We start from the raw sequence: 17,195 nt of genomic DNA, 5'->3' as shown, positions 1-17,195 counted from the left end.
TAGGTACGGCTGTGACCAATGTGACGAATTGATACGGGTGTGTCCTAATTACTCACCCAAATGCGTCACAAAACTGCAAAATTCCTGTTTAAGTCGGCCAGGTCACGCGCGCCACCGACTCATCCACCCGGCCGGCGCGCCAGCGATTGAGGATGCCCTCGGGCACTTCCTCTGCCAGCAGTGCGAAACAAAAGTGGTCGCGCCAGTCGCCATCGATATGGATATAGCCGCGGCGATACCCCTCATATCGAAATCCCAGCTTTTGCACCACCCGCAGTGATGCGGCATTTTCAGGCCGAATACAAATCTCGATTCGGTGCAGCTTCATCTGTTGAAAGCAATAGTCGGTCGCCATCGCCACCGCCCTCGGCGTGAGCCCGCGACCGGCGAGATCTTTACTCACCCAGTAGCCGATTGACGCCGAGAGCACGGCCCCGTGCTGAATATTCGACACGGTCAACTGCCCAACGATGGTCTGGTCAATCGACATCACAAAGGGCAGCGCCAGGCCCTGCCCGGCAAGATCAAGCAGACTACGGATGCCCGCACGAACGTCCCAGCGTCCTTCATCCCCCGGCAGCGTTGCTTCCCAAGGTTGCAGCCACTCGCGGTCACGCAGCAGCACCGCTTCGAGCTCGCGCGCATCCCGCAGTCGCACGCACCGCAGCCGCAGCTCGCCGTCGTTGAGCACCGGCACGAATGAGCCGGGCAGCATCTGGATCATGCCTCGGGCGGGCCGGCGAGCTGATCGATGTTTTCGCGCAGCCAGGCTCGCAGCTCGGCACCAATATTCGGGTGCTGCGAGGCGAGCTCGAGGTTGGCTTTCACATAGTCGAGCTTGTTGCCGGTGTCATAGCGGCGCCCATCAAACACCAGCGCAATCACACCGCCACCGATGTCGGGATTTTTGGCGAGCACTTGCAGCGCGTCGGTGAGCTGAATTTCGCCGCCGCGGCCGGGTGCAGTTTGCTCGAGCACATCGAACACTTCGGGGCGCAACACATAGCGGCCAAGCACGGCGAGATTCGACGGTGCCTGTTCGGGTTCGGGTTTTTCGACAAGTTCAGCCAACCGCACGCAGGGCCAGCGGAAACCGTCCACGCGCTCGGGCTCGCCATCTACCAGGCGCGGGCTGACAACGCCGTACGAACGGACATCCTCCATTGGCACTTCTTGCACCGCAATCACACTGGCGCCGGTGGCCTCATGCACCCGGATCATTTCGCGCATCAGTTCATCGCCACCGACGATGATGTCGTCACCGAGCAGCACTCCGAAGCTGTCATTGCCAACATGCTGGTGGGCCCGCAGCACCGCGTGACCGAGACCGAGCGGGTTGCCCTGCCGCAAATAGTGCATATCGGCGAGCTCTTGCGGGGCACGAACCGCCGCGAGTTTTTCTTCATCGCCGCGCTGCGCGAGAGTCTCTTCGAGCTCGGCAACCCGGTCGAAGTGGTTTTCAAGCGGCGTCTTGTTGCGCCCGGTAACCATGAGCAGATCGGTCAACCCGGCTCCGGCGGCCTCTTCAACCACATACTGAATGGCCGGCCGGTCGACCACCGGCAGCATTTCTTTCGGGATGGCCTTGGTGGCTGGCAAAAATCTGGTGCCGAGACCAGCTGCGGGAATTACTGCTTTGGTTACGCGTCGAGCCATGGCGAGCATGTTACCCACTCATTGCAGCTTTCGACATGAACCCACGCCTACTCTGGAGGTATGAGCAGCTTCGACGCGCCCGAAACTCCCGACCCGATGGTTCCCGGATCGGTACTCGACACTCCTCCGGCTGATGACCCAATCGTGCAGGCAAAACGCGCTCTGCGAATCGAAACGCGCGAGCGTCGAATGGCCCGTTCTGAGGCTGAACGCAACGCGCTCGGCGACGCAATCACCACCCGGCTGCAAGAGCTGGTAACCAGCCGAAACGCAAAGCGGGTGGCAGCGTTTTTGTCGACCCCGCTTGAACCGCAGCTCGATCCGTTTTTGCGCTGGGCGCGCACGGCCGGCATCACGGTGCTGCTGCCGATCTCGCGCGAGGATGGGCTGCTCGACTGGGTGGTCGACACTGGCGAATATCGGCAAAATGAACAGTTGCGGGTTCCCGAACCGGTGGGAGTTCCCGTCGCGCCGATTGAATTCGACAGTGTCGATCTCGTGATCTGCCCCGCCGCCCGCGTTGACCGCTGGGGCGGCCGACTCGGCTGGGGCGGCGGCTACTACGACCGGATGCTCGATTCGTGCACGCAGTGCCCCCCGGTTTTTGCACTCATCCACGACGATGAACTGGTCGACTCGGTACCACTGGCCCCGCACGATGTCCGTGTTGATGGTGTGGTGACACCAACTCAGTGCATCGAATTCACCGGATAGTTGCTCAGCCCGCCTGTTAATGACGCCAGATCCACATAGAATGACTGACGTTCACTGTCTATCGAATGCAAAGGACCCCAGTGAAGGGCTTTAAAGAATTCATTATGCGTGGCAATGTCATCGAACTTGCCACCGCGGTTATCATCGGTGCGGCTTTCACCGCCATCGTTGATGCGCTGGTTGCGGGCATCTTTGACCCGCTGATCGCTGCCGTGTTCAACGCCGACAGCATCGCCGATGCGGTACTGCAGATCGGCCCCGTGAAGTTCGGTGTGGGTGCGGTTATCGCCGCCATCATCAACTTCTTGATCATTGCCGCCGTCGTCTACTTCGTGATCGTGCTGCCGTTCAACAAGCTCAATGAGCGCGCCTACATCATGCGTCACGGCCACAAGCCCGAGCCCGAGGCGGCAGCGCCTTCCGAGGCCGAGCTGCTCACCGAAATTCGCGACCTGCTCGCCGCAAACAAGCAGCAGCAGTAGCGTCGATATTTCTCTAGCTGGTCGCCACCTTCGTGTGGCGACCAGCTATTTTTTATCCGGATGCAAGCAGACCGCATCACCCAAAATCGATCGGATGCGCAACGACACTGATCTATATCGAGCGAGCTCAGTGTCGCTTCAAGGTATCCGGAGCCGGCACCCAGGCAAGTAGCGCCATCAGCAAAATCGCCGCTCCCATGGCAAATGACCACGAGAACCCGAACATCGTCACCACCCAGCCGGCAACGATGGGGCCAAGAATCTGCCCCGCATCCTGTGACATTTGAAAAGCCGCTAGCACCCGGCCGCCGGAGCGTTCCCGACCAATAATGTCACCCAGCGCCGCCTGTTCGGCGGGTGCGGCGAGCCCAGAACCAAATCCGGCCACTACACTCGCCACAAACACAAACCACAGTTCGCTGGTGAGCGCGTACATCACAAACCCGGCCGCAGCCACCGCGAGCCCCGCGATGATGAGCGGGCGTCGACCCAGCCGGTCACTCGCGCGACCGGCCCACTGCAGGGCGAACACATTGCCCATCGCCCCAACGGCAACGACGGTTCCAGCAACCCACGGCTCATCGGGCACGAGCGAAGCCACGAACAGCGGCACGACCGCCACGCGCATCCCCATCACGGCCCAACCATTAGCGAGTCCGAATATGAGCGTGGCCCGATAGGCCGGCAATTGCAGCGCCTCGCGAAATTTCATGGGCGGCGCTGCCTTGTCTTTGGCGCCGCGCTCATGTGCCCCGCGCAGCGCGAAGGCGACGATCGCGCTCGCCACCAGCAGCGCAAACCCGTAGGCCACAAAGGGCACGGTGATTCCGAGCTCGGCAAGTAGCCCGCCGATGAACGGGCCAGAGATACCGCCGATGAGAAACATCCCGGCCCACATCGAAGACACGCGACCCCGCAGCTGGGGTGGCGAATATTTCACCACCATCGACGCGGCAGCCAGTGTGAACATCACCGACCCCACACCACCCAGGCCGCGGAATATCAGCAGCTGCGTGTACGAACCTGCCATCGCGGTGGCAAAACTCGATGCCGCCACGATCACCATGCCGAGCGAATACATTGTGCGTTCGCCGAACCGGTCGGTCAGACGTCCCGCGATGGGCGAGGTGATTAGGCGCATAAAGGCGAAAGCACTCACCACCACACCGACGAGCAGTTCATCAACCCCAAAGGTTTTGGTGTACTGCGGCAGCACGGGCACAATCAGCCCGAAGCCGATGGCTACAAAAAACGTCGCCGATAGCAGCACCCAAATTTCGGCGGGGATGCGCACCGCCGGTTTCGCGTCAAAAATGATTGGGATCTGCCCGGTTTCGAGCGATTCCAATTGGGCGCGCTGCGCCTCGTGTGACTCGGGCGAATTATCGGGCCGTGGATTAATGCTCGACATTGTGTGGTGGAAGATCGGCCAGCAGGCGGGCATCGTTCGAGTCGCTGGTGTAATCGTCGCGCACCTCGAGTGAGCGGTCGGCGTCAAAATCACCCCAGCTGTCGAGTCGGTCTTCACCGGCCGGTTCGCCCTGGATGCGGGTAAACCCGTCGCGCTCAAAACGCTGCGGTGTGGGGTCGGCACCGGGAACTGGTTGGGTGCGCACCCGTCGCTGCGGTTTGGCCATACCGGTGACGCCTCTCTACTCGAACACTATTGGCACCCACTGTACGCTGCAGCGATCGGGCAAAACCGGATGCTGCTCAGCCGGGCCAATTAGCGGTCGAGATCCGTCAGCGCGGCCGACTCGGTATCGTTTTCGGCCGGTTCGAGTTCGCCAGCCACTCCGCCCTGTTCGAGTTCACCGCGCGGCGCTGCGCCGGCATCGGGCATCGGCACTTCCAGCGCCACCGCGATGCGTTCGGCCACATCCGCCGGGTTCGCAAACAGTTCAAATGCGTGCACCCGCAGGTAGTACCAGCCGAGGCGTTTGAGCAACTCGGGGCGCAGCCGCAGCTGTTCGCGCAGGGTCTGCGAGGCCGCCGGGCCCCGCACATCCAGATCGATCGCGATCGCACGGCTGCCATAGCTTGCCGCCAGCGGGATGCGACCGCGATAGTCGAACTCCACGCGCATCCCGAAGCTCGCCAGGCGACGCCCCAGGTCAACCAGCATTGGAGCATCCTCGGGGCTCACCTGCCGCCCCTGACCGGGCCGCTCGGTGCGTTCCTCAAGCTCGGTGAGAATTTCTGCCAGGCCAATCGTGCCCGCATTCATCCGCGCCAGATCAAACTCGGCCGGGCGCACGCAGGTGACGATCACCAGCGAACGACGAGCGCGAGTCATCGCCACCGCCAACGAGCGTTCGCCGTCGGCGCCGGCGAGCACACCAAATTCTGAAAGCACTCGACCGTGCGGGGTCTTGCCATACCCGAGCGAAAAAATCACCCGGTCGCGCGCCAGCGCCGCAGCACCCTCGATCGTGGTCACCAAAAACGGTTCGTTGCGTGAGCCGGTGAAAAAATCAACGACCTGCTGTCGGTGCGTGAGCGACGACCACACGGCCTGCTCAACTCGCTGCGCGTGCACGGCCGATGCCGTGACCACCATGAGCGACTCGCGCGGGCGGTGAATGGCGTGGTCGAGCACGAGTTCAACCACGCGTGTCACCTCGGCATCGGTCGCTTCAACCGCTCCCGATTCATCGTCGGGAAGCCCGGTGCCGCCCTCAACATACGAATAGGTCAGCGATGAGTGGCCCAAGAAGGCCCCGGCCCACGGCATCGTGTCAAGCCGACCGCCATAGAATCGCGCGTTCACCAGGTCGACAAGGTCTTCACCGCCGGTGCGATACGAGCGGGTGAGCGCCATCTTTGGTACGAACGCCGCCAGCCGAGCGAAGATTGAATCGTTCGCGCGTTCGGCCACAACCTCAGCCGAAACATCCGCTGCCTGCCGCTGCTGATGCGGGGTCTGCACCGCAATCGAGAACGGTGCCGGCACCTGCGTCACCGGGTCTCCAAAAGCCACCACCTGCGAACTGCGACGGATCGCACCGACAGTTTCGGCAGTCGACATATCCCCCGCATCCACGAGCAGCAGGGTGTCGAATCGGATGCGATCGTCAATACGCGGCACCTCGTACGGGTTCGCGATCCACACCTGGGCGATCGACCGCGACAGTCGCGGTGATTGCTCTACCAGCGCCTGTGAAGTCACGCCCGGGCGGCGAAGCAGCTCGCGCAACGCGTCTGCTTCGTCGGCGTAGTCGACCAGCCCCACCTTCCAGGCCTGCGAGAGCTGCCAAGCAAGTTGCTGCGCGCTGGATGCGGTGTGTGCCTCATCCACCACGCGGAAGTCGTTCTCGAGACGAGTGAGCACTCGAGTGTTGGCGTTCAACAACGCCTTGTGTTCTTGCAGCTGGAATTCGAGCACCGATTGCCACCACGACTGTTCGAGCTCGTGCTCGACCAGCTCTTCACCGACGCGGCGCTCGAGCAGGTCGTCGAGCAACTCGCCGAGCCCCTGCATCCGCAGCCGCTCGGTGAGTTGCAGCCGCTCGACAGCGTTGTCGAGCACCTCAGAACCGGCCGCAAGTGCTTCAAGCCGCGGCTGCAGTTCGTCGATGGGGCACTCCGTCAGTAGCGGGATGCCCGAATCGCCCAGTAGATCGTCAAGCGGGCGCAGCTGTTTGGCGATCGCGCGGTACTGTTCGCGCACCGGTTCGATTCCCACGGGCACGTTCGGCAGGGCGCCGTCTACCACGTGGCGGTGCCACAGGATGCGCTGCCGATGCACGAACTTCAGTGCCTCGTGCAAATCGTTCACGGTTACGCCGGGCCGCACGAGTTCACGGGCGGCGACCCGCAGTTCGCGGCGGCGGGATGCCGGCATCGAGTTACCGTCCCGGCGCGCGCCGGTTGCTTCGATGAGGTCGGGCAGATTGGCATCGAACACTTCAGCGCTGAACCGGTCGAGGGTTTCGCGAATATCTGCGAGCAGGCGCAGGTAGAGTCCGAGCTCTGCCAGCGACTCGGGTGGGGCCAGGTTGGTTTGTCCGACGATGCCGCGGCCGGCATTGAGCAGCTCGGTGATCCTGCCGTCTGCGAGTTCGCGGGCGGTTTGGTGCATTTCACCGACTTCTTCGGTGGTTGAAAACACCACACCGTACCAGGGTGAGTCGTCGGGGCCGAACCTGAACGCCCCGAGTTGACTGAGTTCGCGCAGCAGCTCGGCGATCTGTGCGCGGCGCTCGGGCTCGCGCAAATCAACCAGCACGTCGCGGCGCAGCCGGGCCGTGGTTGAGGGTGGGGTGTCGAGCAGTTCGAGGCTGCTGAGCCGTTCGAGCACGTCGAAGGGCGCCACCCCAAAATCGGGCGAAGGCTCGTTGAGCGCGGCGCGATAGTCGGTGAGCACGTGACGCAAGCGCACCAGTGCGTCATCAAGATCGCTCGTGTTGGGCCGCTCGGCGCGCTCGTCACGCGAGATGGCGGCCACGGTATCGCGGCGCAGGGTGCGTGGCGTTACGGCCAGACCAGCCAGCCCCGCGCGGCGCAAGCGGGCGCGGATTTCGCGCACTGATGCGGCGCGCGGGGTGACGATCAGCACCCGCCGATCGCGGTCAACGAGCTGTCCCACGGCGTTCACCACGGTTTGGGTGAGGCCGGTGCCGGGAAGTGTTTCAACCACGAGGTTTGAGCCGCCCAGGATGGCATCAACCACGCGCTCCTGCTCGGTATCGGCGTCAAGCAGCAGCCGGTCGGCGGCGGGGTCGCGCAAATCGGGGTCGATGCTCGTTTCAACGCGCAGGTCGCCACCCAGTCGCATCTGCGCCTGTTCGTCACCGGCGAGTGCTTCGAGCATCGGGTGGTCAAGTTCGGTGGCGTCGGCAACCAGCTGTTCGGCAACATCCCCGAAGGTCGACAGGAACGCGCGCGCATCCACATAAAAATCGGGCAGGGATGCGCCACGCTCACGAACCAGCTCAAATACCGCCTCGGGAAGCAGACTGCCGCTATCACCGACGGCATCATTGAGTTCGGACGCGCGCAGCGTCACGCCATCGTCGTAGAGCGCACGCAGCAGTGCCACATTTGGATGGGTTCGGCCGCGCAGTCGCAACTCGTAGTCACGACCCAATCGTTGCAGTGTCGCGGCGCGCAGCAGCACCGGACTGCGCATCTGGCCGGTTTCGCTGGTCCATGACGCCAGACCGATGGCGAGCTGCACGCAGCTAAGTCCGCGGGCCGACTCGAGTTCGGCACCCTTACGGGCAACGTGATCGGCCGCATCCAGTGCGTTACGGAAGGCGAGTGGCTCTCGCAGCAGGCTGGTGAGCATGACCGGGCGGCCGGCAAGCAGGGTTGCCACGCCCGATGGGTGGGCGGTGGTCAGGTCGATATAGGTGCCGCGCTCGCCACGAAAACGCGCGAGCGTGCTGATGCCGCCGGTTTTCGCAAGTTCGGCAAGCCAGCGTTCTTTCACCTCTTCAAACTCGGCGGAGCTGAGCGCCACCGGGTCATCGGGATGCTCGGGCATCTCCACCCGGGATGCGTGCTGATTCGCCGCATCCTGATTCGGTTCAGCTGCGTCGTCGTCAGCTGGAGTCTGATCTGCCTCGTTGCTGTCGGCTGTTTCATCAGAGGCGACTTCGTCGTCGCTCGCTGTGCCGGCTTCGTCACTGTTCTCGGGAGGCGCGAATGCCGAGTCATCGTCGCGGGTGGCGCGAGCGGCAATTGCCCGATCAACCCACTCCCCCGGATGCTCGCCGATTTCAACACCGTCAACCAGGTCGCGGTCTTCGCTATCGCGATCGATGTCCAGCTCTTCGGTGGGCTGGACACGCGACTCATCGACTGCCTCACGCTGCGCGTGTTCAGTCGACTGTCGCTTACGGAATAGACCCCACACGTAGCCCAACATATTGCAGATCCGCCGCACCCATGGTCAGCCTGTCGGGAGTTTCACGTATCTGCTAGGAATTCTCAGCTGGATTGGCACGGTACGATAGCTCAGACTGCCCCCGTAGCTCAGTGGATAGAGCATCCCTCTCCTAAAGGGTGCGCACAGGTTCGATTCCTGTCGGGGGCACCGCTGTGTTTGCATCCGGCTCACCGTGCGCAGTGTCCGGCCAGGCATACTGGATGCATGGCTCAACAGACCGAAGCAAGCGTTATCGTCCCGGTCGACATCGACACCGCATTTGCACTGGCACACACACTGGGTGATGATCGCACCGCGTGGGATACGCAGGTGGAGCGCCGCATGCTCATCCGTGATCATCGACGGGTGCAGCGCGGCGCGCAGGTGTTTGAGCGCGTCGATAATCGCCGCCGCGTCATCGTCGAGTACGACTCGTGGTTCCCACCGCAACAGTCGAGCACCCGGCTGCTGAAGGGCCCGTTCTGGCTCGCTGAATACGGTGAGGGCTGGCATTTCAGCCCGGCAGAAGCTGGCACGCGGGTCACGCTCAAGCTCACCTGGCGACACAGCGCACCACTTTTTGCTGAGGCTGCTGCCCGCACCCTTAAGCAGGCGTTCACGGCCGAGGTACAGCAGCGCCTGGCAGATCTACTCGCCGCATGCGAGGACGCTTCGTTCGTTGAGCGGGTGCGAGCACGGGATACCGCCGGCGAGCTACCGCCGAATGCCCGCCACCGCGACCAGACTCATCGCTCGGGTACACCGTAAACACTGAAAGCCACCGCTATAGCGGTGCACCCGAGCGGTAGCGGTGTACCCGAGGTCCACCGCTGGCTGCATCTAGCGAAGCATCAAGCGGTGCACCTCGTTCAGGTCAGGCTGCCGGCAGATATTCCGCCCACTCAGCAGCGGCCTCATCCACATCACGGATATGCCAGCGGCGCGCTGCCGGAGCGCTCGGTTCCCAGCGCAGCTTCCAGCCAACCTCTGCGGGTGTGCGGTCACCCTTAATGTTGTTGCATTCGAGGCAGCAGGCCACCAGGTTTTCCCAGCTGTCGCGGCCGCCTCGTGAGCGCGGCATAACGTGATCGACAGTGTTGGCGAATTGGCCGCAATAGGCGCAGCGGTGGTCGTCCCGGCGCAGCACTCCGCGGCGCGAGACGGGTGTACGCCGCACCATCGGCATCTTCACATAGCGGCGCAGCAGAATCACCCGCGGTCGCGCGAATTCGGCATTCACCGAACACAGCGGATTTTCAAGATCGGCTTCCAGCACCGATGCTTTTCCGCCCAGCACCAGGATGAGGGCACGGCGGTCAGATACCACCGACAGCGGTTCATATCCGGCGTTAAGAACGAGCGTTCGCATACGGGCGGTTCCTTCCGTTCAGCCACGTGGTTTCGTAGCGGACTGCGGTAGAGGTGTGATTGCTGCGGAAACACAAAACGGCACCGCCAATTTGGCGATGCCGTGCACTCGCGACGCAGACACTTTCGTGCCCATGCGGGTGAGTAGCGTCCGATATTGAAAATATCCGATGATGTTCAAACCCCGAGCAGCCCCCGCTCGGGCAGCGCGAAACATCCCTGGCGGGGATGCTGCGTTGCGGATGCACGTGAACTCCTCGGATATTGCGGAATCAATCTTTGGTGATATTACCGCGCGATCGGTATCGAGCGGTGGTCAGCCGAAGCAAAACGCCCAGCCGTCACGCAACGTTCATCTCGCTGTTGCTTGAGGGCTGGGCGCCGCGGGCGTGAACTCACGCCTCAAAGTGGCTAGTGAAGCCGGATGATCAGGTCGAAGTCGTATGGCGACCCCATCTGCGAGGTGACGACGGTGTCGTCTGCGTCACCGTTCCAACCACCGTGCATCGCGGTGTTGTCACCAAGGTAGATAGCAACGTGGTAGCCGTACGAGATCATGATGTCACCGGGCTGTGCTTGGTCGGGCGACACCGGCGAACCGAACTGGGTGAATGATTCAACACCCATGTCGTAGCCGCCCTGGTCGCGGCGGGTGGTGAGGCCAATTTCGGCGAGAGCGTTCTGCACCGCGTCGGTGCAGTCCTGCGTGATACCGACCTGGTTGTAAGCGGCAGCGGCAAGCGCTGCGCTGTGGCTACCGGCGGGAACGGTGCGCTGCTGCGGCGCGGGTGCTGCAGCGGCGTCTGCCGAAGCTTCTTCGTAATCAGCCGTGTCGGCTTCGGCTGGTTCGGTCGACACAGTGACGACTGCCTCGGCCGCTTCGGCGTTCGATGCGAGCGTGTCGGCACTGATCGCGGTAACCGAGGTGTTTTCGGCGGTGATTTTGACCGGCGCTGCGGCAGCGGCGGTTACAGCATCTGCCTTCACTGCCTGCTCGGGCAGCTGCGATCCGCCGCCGTTAACGGCTGCGGCCAGGCTGGCGAGGTGCTTATCGGCAATGTCGTGTCCGTCAGCGGTCGCACCCAGCGAGCCCATACCGACCGTTGCTGCGGCAGCTACCGAAGCTGCAGCCGCGAAACCGCCGATGGTGCGGCGACGACGCTGAGCTACGAGCACGGCGGGAACGGTTGCGCGCACGGTCAGCGAACGCTCGCTATCAGGGGCCTCTACAGCCTCAGTCTTGGGGGCCGGCTCGTCGCTCACTGCGGCGATGAGCTCGGTGGGCAGCACCGAAACCAGTGCCGTGACATCATTGCGCTTGATCTCACCGGTGTCGTGACGGAATGCTTCTCCCGCAGCCTTAACCGGCTTTACCGACTGGCCAGCGATCGGCCGAATGCCGGTACGACGTTCGATCTCGCGAGCCTGACGGCGCGTGAGCGGTGCATCGGTGATAGAAGTGACGTTGTCCAATTCGACCTCCCGCCGCTCACTCACTTGAGTGCCCCGCCCGCCAGTTGTCTGGTTGGGCTCAGCCGAGGGGCAGGGATGCGGCGCCTCGACGTGCGTTGAACACTTGGTGTGTTCGTCGACAGATAGAGACACTAACGAAAGATCACGGAAATGTCACGCCCTTATGACGGAAATCTCACGAATTGATAACGCCGCCGGCCACGTAAATGTGCTTGGCAGTGTCGATGCGCACCTGAATTGCCCGGTCAACACCAGAAACCGAAACCTCGATGAACCCGTTATCGAGTTTCCTTGCAATTACCTGAGAGTCGGGCCGGATGCCCGCCTCAACAAGCACCTCGAGATCGGCGCTGCTTGCCTGCACCGGCTCACCAATCCGCCGAATTTGCAGCACAGTCTCTCCGTCAAGGGGCGTCTGATCGAGCGAAACCACGCCAGATAAAAACGGCTCGGATGCGGACACCTCGAATTCTTCAAGCCCCGGAATTGGGGTGCCATAGGGAGATTCCTGCGGGCGACCAAGCAGCTCATAAATACGCCGCTCGGCCTCGTCGCTCATCACATGCTCCCAGCGGCAGGCCTCGTCATGCACCATCGACATATCGAGCCCGATCACATTGGCCAAGAGCCCCTCAGCAATGCGGTGCTTGCGCAGCACCCGCACGGCAATCGTTCGCCCCTCATCGGTGAGCTCCAGCCGGCGGTCACTCGCCACGCGCACGAGCCCGTCACGCTCCATCCGCGCGATAGTTTGCGACACTGTCGGGCCCGAATGTCCGAGCCGCTCAGAGATTCGGGCGCGCAGCGGCACGATCCCCTCTTCTTCAAGGTCAAGGATGGTGCGCAGATACATCTCTGTTGTGTCCACGAGTTGTGCCACGCCCATACCTCCTCTACAAGCATCCCGCCGCTGCGATGGTGATATTACGCTGCGGCCGTGACGACAGCGCTCCTCGCTGTAGCCTACCCGCCGTGCGCCGAGAGACCGGTAATGAGCCTAGGCTGGATGCATGCAGATTCCCGCACACCTCCTCCCCCGCGACGGCCGATTCGGTTCGGGCCCGTCATTGATTCGTCAGCAACAGCTTGATGAGTTGCTCGACCGCGGACGCCACGTTCTGGGTACCTCCCATCGCCAGGCGCCGGTGAAACAGCTCGTGGCTCAGTTGCGCCAGCAGCTCGCCGAACTGTTCCAGCTACCCGACGGCTACGAGGTGCTGCTGTCAAACGGTGGCTCGACAGCATTCTGGGATGCGGCCGCTTTCGGCCTGATTCGCGAACGCGCCCAGACCGCCGTCTTCGGGGAGTTCGGGGGCAAATTCGCAAAAGCGGCTGCGGCTCCGTGGCTGAGCGCGCCGGATGTACGCGAGGCGGCACCGGGCTCGGTTGCATTTTTAGAGGCAGCCGCGGACATCGACCTGTATGCAACCCCGCAGAACGAAACTTCGACCGGCGCGATTGTGCCGGTGCGTCGCGTGGCCGACGAGGATGCGTTGACCATGATCGATGCCACTAGCAGCGCCGGCGGTGTCGAAGTTGATCTGCGCGAGTGCGATGTTTACTACTTTGCACCGCAAAAAAATTTCGGCGCCGACGGTGGCCTGTGGGTGGCGATTGTTTCGCCAAAAGCACTGGATCGCATCGAAGAGATTGCCACGAGCGACCGCTACATTCCCGAGTTCCTGCGACTCGACACGGTGGTCACGAACTCGCGCAAAGAACAGACCTACAACACACCGGCCATCGCGACGATTTCGCTGTTTGAGTCGCAGGTGCGGTGGATGAATGAGTTCGGCGGGCTCTCGGCGATTGCCGCGCGCACCCGCGAATCGTCGCACCTGCTGTACGACTGGGCGGAGCGCACCGACTGGGTCACGCCTTTTGTTGCTGAGCCGGCCCACCGCTCACCGGTTGTTGTCACGCTTGACCTCGCAGACGGTGTGGATGGAAAACAGGTGAGTTCGATACTGCGTGAGAACGGGGTGGTCGATATCGATCCCTACCGAAAGCTCGGCCGAAACCAGCTTCGCATTGGCACCTTCGCAGCCGTTGAACCGGATGATGTGCGGGCGCTGATTGGCTGCCTCGAGTATGTGGTCGAGCGGCTGTAGCACCGACAACACGACCCCGTGCAATGAACCCCAGAACGGAGTTTTTTGTACGGGGTCGTTTAATGGGCGCTACTCGTCGTCTTCCGACTCAAAGTTGATGCCATCGAGCTGCTGATCACGCTCTTCGGCGAATTCGCGAATATCGTCGGCAACGGGGAGTTCGTCGTCTTCAGCGCTGGCAGCTGGAGATTTATTTTCGCCTGTCGCAGCAGCGCTCGTAGTGCGGTCGCGACGCAGCCGACGCCGCGTGCGGGTGCGGCTCGAGGTGCGAGTGCGAGTGGGAGCTGGTTCGCTCTTACCCTCCCCCGCTTCGATGGGGTTGCCGTGCGAATCGTGCGTGGCGTTGAACTCGGCCAGCCGTTCTGCCCAGGGAATCCACTTCGGCGCCACCAGCGAGTCGGGTCCGGGTACGAGTTCACACTCGAGCACGGACGGTGCCGCGGTGTCGCTCGCTGCATCCACCACCTTGCAGAGCGTGACGTTCCAGCGCCAATCGCGGTAGCCGTCGCCCAGGCTGGCGAAACAGAGCGAATACACGCCCTCGCCCTCATCCACAGCGCCAATCAGTTCACCAACAAGCTCAGCGTCGGTAATTTCGGCCAGCGCCGTTTCGGCAAGCTGCACCGATTCGCGCAGCTGGCCGGCCACATCCAGTTCGCTGACCGGTATGAATTCGCCCCTACCCGGGCTGGTGAACGGAACCGGCGCCACTTCGCTTTCGCCCACGATCCGGTACCCGACCGGGTCCGGCAGTTCATTGAGACGGTATTCGTTCACGTCGATCGTCGGGTCACTGTCCGAGTGGTCGTCGGCCGACTGGCTTTTGTGCTGGCTGTTGTTCTCGCCAGCGCCGGCTTCGGGTTGCAGTTCTGAATCAGGCATCAAGCTCATCCGCCACTCGACGCAGCATGGCCGCGATCTTGCGTCCCTGCTGGTGGTTTGGGTAGTGACCGTGACGCAGCTGACCGCCAACACGGTCGAGCAATTTCACGAGGTCTTCAACGATGATCGCCATGTCATCGGCGGGTTTGCGATGCATCTTGGTCACTGACGGCGGCGTTTCGAGCAACCGCACCGATAGCGCCTGCGCTCCGCGGCGGCCATCGGCAATCCCGTATTCGAGGCGGGTACCGCTGCGCAGCGAGGTCACGTGTGGCGGCAGCGCGGTTGCGTGCAGATACACTTCCTGCCCGTCATCGTCTTGGATGAACCCAAAGCCTTTGACTTCGTCATAAAATTTCACGCGTCCGGTCGGCATCTTTTCTCCTTCGCCACTTCCCGCGGCGGTGATCTGGGTGGTCAATTCGCACTTGCCCGATTGGCCAGCGCATCGAGTCGGATACGCATCAACCACTGGCAATTACGCGCGCGGTAGTTTCGACGCGCATTTACGGCTCAAGTCTAGCCGCCGCCACCGACACTGTTCGGGTCGACTAGGCTGGTGTGGTGGCCAACTCCCAATCTCCACTCAAAGCATCGCTCGTCGAGAGGACCCTCGCGATCACCGCGGTAACGCTCGCGGCCGTCGCGTTTGTGTGTCTGGTCGTGGTGTTTGCGGCCCCAATGTTCGGCGTTGAGTTCGGTACTCCGCCCGCCTGGTACTGGGATGTGCTGCTCGCCGTTGGCTACTACGGAATTCCGATTGCATTCGCATTGGTTGTCGTGGTCATTATTCTCCGCACGATCGCCAACCGGAGGGCCAACCGCGAAGTATGATCCCTGCCAAAATGCCCGATTCGCTCCACATTGTTGCCGGCCTCCGGCAGCTTGATGAGGCCGGGTATGTGCGGGTTTTTCAGACACGCAAACTCAGCCCCCGCGGCATTAATACGCTGCTCGACCTCTCGGAAGCCCTCGCCGCACCCGAACAGATCCGAGCATCCCTCACCCGGCTCGACTGGCCCACGCTCAGGGGCATACGTGTGGGCGACGCTGCAGCACTCAAAAGGGTTGCGGCCCAGCAATTCACGCGCCCCGACACGAATCCGCCTGTGCTGCTTGATTCGGTGACCGAACCGCTCGCGCAGCTGCTGCCAAACGTCCCCGACTTCACCGAGTTTGTCGCTGCCGATGCCCGCAACGGCTCCGAGGCAGCCAGGCTCATTGCCACAACTGCTGCCGACGCGATTGAACAGCTTGATCTGGCGCCGCGCACGGTTCGTCGCGGCCGTGGTGGCATCCGCATGAGCGGAGTCGAAGTGCGTCGCATCGCAGCCGACCTTGACCTCGACCCGGCCGTGGCCGGCTCGCTCTACCGCTGGCTCTTTGTTGGCGGACTTATCGCTCCCCTCGACGACATCTGGCTTCCCACCGTTACCGGTCGTGACTTTGCCGGGCTGCCGGTCATCACCCGGTGGCAGACGCTCGCAGCTGCCTGGATGCGGGGGCTGACCAGCAGCGCACTGGCTGAACTCTGCCTGGTAGCCGCTATCCCCGACCCGTGCGTGCCATTCAACGATTACGTCGACGCCACGCCGACCACCTCGGCAATTCAACTTCCCGGCGATTTAGCAGCCCGGGCCCGTTCAGCGGCAGCGCTCGGCATCATCCACATCGATCCGGCAGTTGATCTTGAAGCACCACTGGATGGCGTGGCGCAGCTCACCCCTGCCGGGGCGCTTTTACTCAATGATGACATCGCAGCCGCCGCGCAAACCCTTGCGGCCGAGTTTCCTACCGAGGTGGACCGCGTCTATCTGCAACCCGACCGCACCGTAATCGCACCGGGGCCGCTCAAGCCAGACGTTGAGGTGCAGCTGCGTCAGGTGGCTGATCTCACGCATCGTGCCATCGCCAGCGAATATCGGATCACCGAGCAGTCGCTCACCCGTGCACTCCAGGCTGGGATGACGGCCAGCCAAATTTTGGCGCTGCTAAAAAATATTTCGCTCACCGGCGTGCCACAGCCTGTGGCCTATCTCATTGGCGATCTCGCCGAACGTTACGGACAGGTGCGGGTGCGCGAGCACGGCGGCGGCACCATCGTGCGCGCACTCACCGATGAGCTGGCCGATCAATTGCTAGTGGATGCGTCGCTGCGACCGCTGCGGCTGCAGCCCGGTTCCGTTGGGCTCACCAGCGCGGTATCGCCCCCGGCGGTACTCACCACGCTGCGCGAATCCCGCTATCCGGCAATTCTCGAAAATCCGGATGGCAGCCCCGCCGAATCTGCCGGACAGCTCACGGCCGAACCGTTTGTTGCCGAGGTGCCCCCCAGCATCCAGTCAACCGCCGAAACCCTCGCGGAGCTTGCCGCCCGCAGCCGTGAAAATGATGACCAGGAGTCATGGCTGCGCCGCCGACTCGAGCTGGCGCGACGCGACCGCCAAGCCCTCGACGTGACTATCGATCTTGGCGGCGGCAAGTCACGCACACTGCTGTTGATGCCGATTTCGGTAACGCCACAGCGGCTGCGAGCGCTCGATGTGGATGCTGATGTGGAGCGTACGCTGCCGCTACGAGCCATCACCGAGCTCAGCGATGAGTAACCACCGCCACTGATACGAACTAGACTCGTCC

General features: G+C 62.7%; 16 protein-coding genes and 1 tRNA gene. 7 read left to right on the top strand and 10 right to left on the bottom strand.

Annotated features, from left to right (window positions below; translation table 11 throughout):
- Positions 1 to 88: 88 nt before the first annotated feature.
- Together JMV54_RS06885 and galU are read right to left on the bottom strand one after the other, a co-directional pair.
- Complete coding sequence (locus JMV54_RS06885; protein ID WP_420842082.1) at positions 89 to 724, bottom strand: GNAT family N-acetyltransferase; 636 nt, start codon at positions 722 to 724, stop codon at positions 89 to 91.
- Positions 721 to 1,665 carry a UTP--glucose-1-phosphate uridylyltransferase GalU gene (gene galU, locus JMV54_RS06880; protein WP_420842084.1) on the bottom strand — a complete coding sequence of 315 codons (945 nt, stop codon included), beginning with the start codon at positions 1,663 to 1,665 and terminating at the stop codon, positions 721 to 723. The genes JMV54_RS06885 and galU overlap by 4 nt, the downstream gene beginning before the upstream one ends.
- 51 nt (positions 1,666 to 1,716) lie before the next feature.
- Between galU and JMV54_RS06875 the strand changes: the two genes are divergently transcribed.
- The gene (locus JMV54_RS06875; protein WP_230972848.1) at positions 1,717 to 2,370 is read left to right on the top strand and encodes a 5-formyltetrahydrofolate cyclo-ligase; all 654 of its coding nucleotides are present in this window, start codon (positions 1,717 to 1,719) and stop codon (positions 2,368 to 2,370) included.
- Positions 2,371 to 2,450: 80 nt separating this feature from the next.
- The gene (gene mscL / locus JMV54_RS06870; RefSeq protein WP_230972847.1) at positions 2,451 to 2,852 is read left to right on the top strand and encodes a large conductance mechanosensitive channel protein MscL; all 402 of its coding nucleotides are present in this window, start codon (positions 2,451 to 2,453) and stop codon (positions 2,850 to 2,852) included.
- Between the two features lie 127 nt (positions 2,853 to 2,979).
- Here the strand turns inward: mscL and JMV54_RS06865 are convergent, their stop codons facing one another.
- The 3 genes from JMV54_RS06865 to JMV54_RS06855 all read right to left on the bottom strand — a co-directional run bounded on the left by JMV54_RS06865 (position 2,980) and on the right by JMV54_RS06855 (position 8,724).
- On the bottom strand, positions 2,980 to 4,263 hold the full coding sequence (locus tag JMV54_RS06865) for an MFS transporter (RefSeq protein ID WP_201518183.1): 1,284 nt from the start codon (positions 4,261 to 4,263) through the stop codon (positions 2,980 to 2,982).
- Complete coding sequence (locus JMV54_RS06860; protein ID WP_201518182.1) at positions 4,250 to 4,489, bottom strand: hypothetical protein; 240 nt, start codon at positions 4,487 to 4,489, stop codon at positions 4,250 to 4,252. The genes JMV54_RS06865 and JMV54_RS06860 overlap by 14 nt, the downstream gene beginning before the upstream one ends.
- Positions 4,490 to 4,578: 89 nt before the next feature.
- The gene (locus JMV54_RS06855) at positions 4,579 to 8,724 is read right to left on the bottom strand and encodes an AAA family ATPase (protein ID WP_201518181.1); all 4,146 of its coding nucleotides are present in this window, start codon (positions 8,722 to 8,724) and stop codon (positions 4,579 to 4,581) included.
- Between the two features lie 96 nt (positions 8,725 to 8,820).
- On the opposite strand from JMV54_RS06855, the gene JMV54_RS06850 reads away from it, so the two are divergent.
- Both JMV54_RS06850 and JMV54_RS06845 read left to right on the top strand, forming a co-directional pair.
- Positions 8,821 to 8,892 (top strand) — tRNA-Arg (locus JMV54_RS06850).
- 57 nt (positions 8,893 to 8,949) lie between these two features.
- Positions 8,950 to 9,492: an SRPBCC family protein gene (locus tag JMV54_RS06845; protein WP_201518180.1), complete on the top strand. Its 543-nt coding sequence runs from the start codon at positions 8,950 to 8,952 to the stop codon at positions 9,490 to 9,492.
- A 106-nt stretch (positions 9,493 to 9,598) separates the two neighbouring features.
- Here the strand turns inward: JMV54_RS06845 and JMV54_RS06840 are convergent, their stop codons facing one another.
- The 3 genes from JMV54_RS06840 to JMV54_RS06830 all read right to left on the bottom strand — a co-directional run bounded on the left by JMV54_RS06840 (position 9,599) and on the right by JMV54_RS06830 (position 12,445).
- A complete protein-coding gene (locus JMV54_RS06840; RefSeq protein ID WP_201518179.1) occupies positions 9,599 to 10,093 on the bottom strand; it encodes an HNH endonuclease in 495 nt (164 codons plus the stop codon).
- Between the two features lie 410 nt (positions 10,094 to 10,503).
- Entirely contained in the window at positions 10,504 to 11,589 is a 1,086-nt protein-coding gene (locus JMV54_RS06835; RefSeq protein WP_201518178.1) for an NlpC/P60 family protein, read from the bottom strand.
- Positions 11,590 to 11,740: 151 nt separating this feature from the next.
- Complete coding sequence (locus tag JMV54_RS06830; RefSeq protein ID WP_201518177.1) at positions 11,741 to 12,445, bottom strand: metal-dependent transcriptional regulator; 705 nt, start codon at positions 12,443 to 12,445, stop codon at positions 11,741 to 11,743.
- A 130-nt stretch (positions 12,446 to 12,575) separates the two neighbouring features.
- Between JMV54_RS06830 and serC the strand changes: the two genes are divergently transcribed.
- Positions 12,576 to 13,676 (top strand): phosphoserine transaminase, encoded by a 1,101-nt coding sequence (gene serC, locus JMV54_RS06825; protein ID WP_201518176.1) that lies wholly within the window; start codon positions 12,576 to 12,578, stop codon positions 13,674 to 13,676.
- Between the two features lie 69 nt (positions 13,677 to 13,745).
- On the opposite strand, the gene JMV54_RS06820 is transcribed toward serC, so the two are convergent.
- Both JMV54_RS06820 and JMV54_RS06815 read right to left on the bottom strand, forming a co-directional pair.
- On the bottom strand, positions 13,746 to 14,558 hold the full coding sequence (locus JMV54_RS06820) for a DUF3027 domain-containing protein (RefSeq protein WP_201518175.1): 813 nt from the start codon (positions 14,556 to 14,558) through the stop codon (positions 13,746 to 13,748).
- A complete protein-coding gene (locus JMV54_RS06815) occupies positions 14,551 to 14,934 on the bottom strand; it encodes a cold-shock protein (RefSeq protein WP_201518174.1) in 384 nt (127 codons plus the stop codon). Before JMV54_RS06815 ends, JMV54_RS06820 begins: the two co-directional genes overlap by 8 nt.
- 188 nt (positions 14,935 to 15,122) lie before the next feature.
- Here JMV54_RS06815 and JMV54_RS06810 point away from each other — a divergent pair, with 188 nt between their 5' ends.
- Positions 15,123 to 15,392, top strand: coding sequence for a hypothetical protein (locus JMV54_RS06810; protein ID WP_201518173.1), 270 nt, complete (start codon positions 15,123 to 15,125; stop codon positions 15,390 to 15,392).
- A gap of 11 nt (positions 15,393 to 15,403) precedes the next feature.
- A complete protein-coding gene (locus JMV54_RS06805; protein WP_201518172.1) occupies positions 15,404 to 17,164 on the top strand; it encodes a helicase-associated domain-containing protein in 1,761 nt (586 codons plus the stop codon).
- Positions 17,165 to 17,195: the final 31 nt, after the last annotated feature.

This window comes from Gulosibacter hominis, from assembly GCF_904842695.1.
Classification (GTDB): domain Bacteria; phylum Actinomycetota; class Actinomycetes; order Actinomycetales; family Microbacteriaceae; genus Gulosibacter; species Gulosibacter hominis.
Note: the sequence above shows the minus strand (reverse complement) of the source record. Positions and strands in the feature narration are given on the sequence as shown.

Coding starts and splice junctions, on each gene's coding strand:
- JMV54_RS06840 (WP_201518179.1), bottom strand. CDS start 10,093: ATGCGAACGCTCGTTCTTAACGCCGGATATGAACCGCTGTCGGTGGTA.
- JMV54_RS06820 (WP_201518175.1), bottom strand. CDS start 14,558: ATGCCTGATTCAGAACTGCAACCCGAAGCCGGCGCTGGCGAGAACAAC.
- JMV54_RS06860 (WP_201518182.1), bottom strand. CDS start 4,489: ATGGCCAAACCGCAGCGACGGGTGCGCACCCAACCAGTTCCCGGTGCC.
- JMV54_RS06865 (WP_201518183.1), bottom strand. CDS start 4,263: ATGTCGAGCATTAATCCACGGCCCGATAATTCGCCCGAGTCACACGAG.
- JMV54_RS06875 (WP_230972848.1), top strand. CDS start 1,717: ATGAGCAGCTTCGACGCGCCCGAAACTCCCGACCCGATGGTTCCCGGA.
- JMV54_RS06815 (WP_201518174.1), bottom strand. CDS start 14,934: ATGCCGACCGGACGCGTGAAATTTTATGACGAAGTCAAAGGCTTTGGG.
- JMV54_RS06855 (WP_201518181.1), bottom strand. CDS start 8,724: ATGTTGGGCTACGTGTGGGGTCTATTCCGTAAGCGACAGTCGACTGAA.
- JMV54_RS06845 (WP_201518180.1), top strand. CDS start 8,950: ATGGCTCAACAGACCGAAGCAAGCGTTATCGTCCCGGTCGACATCGAC.
- JMV54_RS06885 (WP_420842082.1), bottom strand. CDS start 724: ATGATCCAGATGCTGCCCGGCTCATTCGTGCCGGTGCTCAACGACGGC.
- JMV54_RS06805 (WP_201518172.1), top strand. CDS start 15,404: ATGCCCGATTCGCTCCACATTGTTGCCGGCCTCCGGCAGCTTGATGAG.
- galU (WP_420842084.1), bottom strand. CDS start 1,665: ATGCTCGCCATGGCTCGACGCGTAACCAAAGCAGTAATTCCCGCAGCT.
- serC (WP_201518176.1), top strand. CDS start 12,576: ATGCAGATTCCCGCACACCTCCTCCCCCGCGACGGCCGATTCGGTTCG.